This is a genomic window from Ferviditalea candida (assembly GCF_035282765.1).
Lineage (GTDB): Bacteria > Bacillota > Bacilli > Paenibacillales > KCTC-25726 > Ferviditalea > Ferviditalea candida.
Map to the genome: position 1 here is coordinate 1 of NZ_JAYJLD010000141.1, position 291 is coordinate 291.

The window sequence follows — 291 nt, forward strand, 5'->3', positions numbered from 1 at the left end:
CTGTTCCATTCGTACTTGCTTCGTCCGTCACTGAGCAGGTTGCCGTCTTGGTCATACGTGTAGGCATAGTCCTCAAGACGAATCCAGTTGGAGCGGGTGGCAATTTCATTCTTGGAATTATACGTCCAGGTCGTGCCGACGATCGTGTATCCGGCGCCAACTTCGCGGACCAGCTTGAACAGGGGCTCGTGTTCGCCCGGCGGCAGGTTCACTTCGCCGTTGACGATGTTGTCGATGACGGCCAGGATGTGCTCGATGTTGCCGGGCTGAAGCTGGCCGGGCTGCAATTGT

Annotated in this window: 1 protein-coding gene; it reads right to left on the reverse strand. The window is 57.0% G+C overall.

The window, feature by feature from the left end; genetic code table 11:
- On the reverse strand, positions 1-291 hold a 291-nt coding region (locus VF724_RS21420; protein ID WP_371756256.1), incomplete at both ends, for a hypothetical protein.